The sequence below is a fragment of the Chloroflexota bacterium genome (genome assembly GCA_018648225.1).
Lineage (GTDB): Bacteria > Chloroflexota > Anaerolineae > Anaerolineales > UBA11858 > NIOZ-UU35.
On sequence record JABGRQ010000093.1, the window covers coordinates 1 to 3,468 of the forward strand.

Below are 3,468 nucleotides of genomic sequence, written 5' to 3' on the forward strand. Positions count from 1 at the left end.
CACACAGATGCGCCATTAATCGCTGTGATGATGCAAAGCAGGGGTGGGGTAAGCGTAAGTCTCCGGTTCGTCTTCGACATTTGCGCCCTGGGATACCCAGCGCAAGACCAGCCCCACGGTTGTTACGATACTCACAGCCAACAATATAACCGCGATACCTCCCACGCCCGGGGTGTTGATTAACCAGTATAAGAATTCGATTAGCGGGGTATCAGGAAAACTCATCAGTTCATCTCCAGTAGTTTAGGGCGGCAATCCAGGCAGTAATCCAGCCAACGGGGATGCTCACCCAATCTTGTTGCAATCGCGTTTATTTCGGCCTGGCTGACCGTCTGGGCGCTGCAGGCCGGGCAGGTTGCCCTATGCGATTGACGCAGTAACGCCGCCGCGGGCAGTTTTCTTATTTCGTAAGAAAGCGCTTTTTGATCGCAAACCTGCCCACATTTGCGGCATTGGGTGCAGTGTTCGGCGAGCAGCCAGAGTGCGGTGGTATGTTCATCCTCGTGGATTTTCAAGGCTTTCTCCGGGCAGGTCTGAACGCAGAAGCCGCACAGGGTGCAGTCCTCGGCCCGGATTATCATTGGGGAACCTGTTTGAACAGGGCATATTTTAGGGATGGGTTTTTCTTCTGCAAAGCAGGCGTCAAGGATGTAGCCGACCGCGGCCCAGGCAGGGTACGGCGACCGGAGCAATTGCCCCCCAATTGTGGGAAGCCAGCGTCCAGCATGTTTCTCGACGAATGCCTCCCGTACAGCGCGCCAATCTTCGGCGTCGGCACCGGACAGGCTTTCTTGCTCAGCCAGATAAGCCAGGAAGGATATTTCCAAAGCCGCGTGATCGGGGAGTTCCGCGCTGTTGAGCATCACCCCGGCTTTTTCATAAAGCTTCTTTACCTGAAAGGTCGTTGGCCCGATTATGCGCCCGCTCACGTGATACGATTCATACAGCCAGATGGGAGCCTGCTTCAGACCGATGAATAGTGTTTAATATTCCGTACAGCGCGTATAATACGCCGCCGCGGGCAAATCCATCAGCGCTTGAACAGCTTGCTGCCATTCCGCCACGGAAGGATTTTGCCCGGCGAGGCGCGTGACCGACTCGAAAATCGGCCACTCGCATCCTGGTGCAGCTACCCAGTCCGGCAGCGGAGCCAGGGTTGGCGGGGTGAGCAATTTAGCCAGCCCTGTGTACAGTGTGGTCAAGTGTTCAGCGGTCATAATAACAGCTATTGTGTTCGACGAAAGCCTAGACGACCTCTACGAACGCTTGAAGATACTTCTGGCATGGGCATGGGGCCAATTTTTTCGGCTTCCTGATCGAGAACCCGTCCCTCAGCTACTTCCCATATTGAAATCACAGGGAAGAACTTGAAGAATACCACAAACATAATCATAAAGATGGCGATAGATCCCACTGTTTCGGAAATTTCTGTCAGCGAGGGGATGTAATCAACATATTTGACCAAGTAGGGGTGCGTCATGGTGGGTACAATAATGTACCAGCGTTCCAGCCACATGCCGATGAGCACAAATACCGCCGAGGTTACAGATGCGGCTACAAAGCGTGTTCTGAACCATGCTGCAATCCCTACACCACCAATTATCAGAGCAATAAAGAACACACCCCACAACACAGGGCGTACATCCTCCGGGACAGGCAACCCTAGCGGGTTATATAACGCGAGCCCGGCGAGAGCTGTTACAATCAGCGATCCAAAGGCGGCATTGGGGTGGAAGACACGCCACCGTTCGATAGATTTGGACACGAGTTGCGGCCCAACCATAAGCCAGAAAGAACTGATCATCAGGGCTACCATGCTCCAGAAGCCCGGGGCATAGGCTCCCCATAACTTGCTAGCTAAAACAGGGAACTCGTGAACGCCCTGACCAGCAGCCAGGGTTAAATGTTCGGCGTAGGTGAAGTACATCCAAAAGATGCTGGTTACGATAAAGATCGTGCCCAGGTTGCGGTATTGTTTTTCGGTGAAGTATTCTTCCAGCCCCATAGTTTTACGCATGATGCTCATGGCAATAAAGAGCGCGCCAATCCCCGAGAAAATCGCGCCCACCACAAAGTAGGGGCCGAATATCGTCGAGTGCCAACCCGGTTGGACGGTGGTCGCTAAAATCCACGAAATGATCGTATGCACAGAAACCGCGATAGGGATGATTAGCAGCGCCATGATGGCGATGACCTTCTCAAGTCGAATCCATTGCGTGCGGTTGCCGCGCCAGCCCAGAGCCAGGATGGTGTAGAGACGCTTGCGCCATTTGGGGCCGTTCTCCGGGAAATTATCCCGCAGCAAAGCCGCATCGGGGATCACGGGCAGGTACAAATAAGTTACCGATCCCATGAAATAGGCCGTCACGGAGACAATATCCCACAGGATGGGGGATTGCAAGCGCCCGTAAATGATTGCGTTGAGCAAGCGTTCCGGATGTCCCATATCGATAATGATTTGTAGGGAGCCAACGATCAACGCGAAAGCCGTGATGGCTTCAGCAACGCGTGTAATAGGACGGCGCCATTCGGCTCCGGTTACCCGCAAGATCGCAGAGATCAACGTCCCGGCATGGCTGATGCCGATGAAGAAGATAAAGTTAACCATGTACACACCCCAATACACGGGGCGGTTCATGCCGGTTTGCCCTAAGCCAAGAGTAATTTGCTGAATGTACATATACACTGCCCAACCCAGTGCAACAAACAGCACCGCCAAGATCACCCAGAAGCCCTTTCCTGACTGATAAAGAGGGTCAATCAATTTCGCTTTATCACGAGAATCAACTTTCAACATGGTGATTATCCCTCCCTCAGGTAGACGGTCTTGGGGTGTGTGCCAACATCTTCCAGCAGCCGAAAGGCGCGCGGGCTTGATGCCAAGACAGAGACGGTGCTTTCCGGGTCGTCCAGGTCGCCGAAGAAGCGCGCCTTGCCCGTGCAAGTTTGCACGCAGGCTGGCACGTATTCATCGGGACGAAAATCGCGGCCCTCGGCCTCGGCGCGTGCGCGCGCCTTGTGCAGCCGGTGAATGCAGTAGGTGCATTTTTCGACCACACCTTTAGGCCGTTCGGCCGGACCTTCGCTGGAGCCTGGGCCAGTCACCTTGTCAGGGGTGAGATGGTGGGCCAATTCTGGGCTCCAGGTTGGCTCGTACCAGTTGAAGTAGCGCACCCCGTAAGGGCAGGCAACGGTGCAGAAACGGCAGCCAATGCAGCGGTCATAATTCTGCCGCACAAGACCTTCTTCATCTTGGAAGGTGGCCTGCACCGGGCAGACTTTGACACAGGGCGGGTTTTCACAGTGCATACAGGGGCGCGTGAGATAACGCGTTTGCACGTGGGGATATTCGCCCGTCTCTTCGGTGGGATTGACGGGGTTGGGGAAGACATCATTCCACAGGATGGAACGCCCCATTTCAGCCTGTTCAGGTTCCACCACCGGGGTGTTATTCTCAAACCGGCAGGC

Annotated in this window: 5 protein-coding genes; all 5 read right to left on the reverse strand. The window is 54.5% G+C overall.

Annotation, left to right across the window (positions count from 1 at the left end; genetic code table 11):
• Positions 1-15: 15 nt before the first annotated feature.
• The gene (locus tag HN413_08385; GenBank protein ID MBT3390413.1) at positions 16-225 is read right to left on the reverse strand and encodes a hypothetical protein; all 210 of its coding nucleotides are present in this window, start codon (positions 223-225) and stop codon (positions 16-18) included.
• Complete coding sequence (locus HN413_08390) at positions 225-929, reverse strand: 4Fe-4S dicluster domain-containing protein (protein MBT3390414.1); 705 nt, start codon at positions 927-929, stop codon at positions 225-227. Before HN413_08390 ends, HN413_08385 begins: the two co-directional genes overlap by 1 nt.
• Before the next feature lie 54 nt (positions 930-983).
• Positions 984-1,217, reverse strand: a complete 234-nt coding sequence (locus HN413_08395; protein ID MBT3390415.1) for a hypothetical protein — start codon at positions 1,215-1,217, stop codon at positions 984-986.
• 8 nt (positions 1,218-1,225) lie between these two features.
• A complete protein-coding gene (gene nrfD, locus HN413_08400) occupies positions 1,226-2,797 on the reverse strand; it encodes a polysulfide reductase NrfD (GenBank protein MBT3390416.1) in 1,572 nt (523 codons plus the stop codon).
• Positions 2,798-2,802: 5 nt separating this feature from the next.
• The coding region (locus tag HN413_08405) for a 4Fe-4S dicluster domain-containing protein (protein MBT3390417.1) at positions 2,803-3,468 on the reverse strand (666 nt) is incomplete at its 5' end.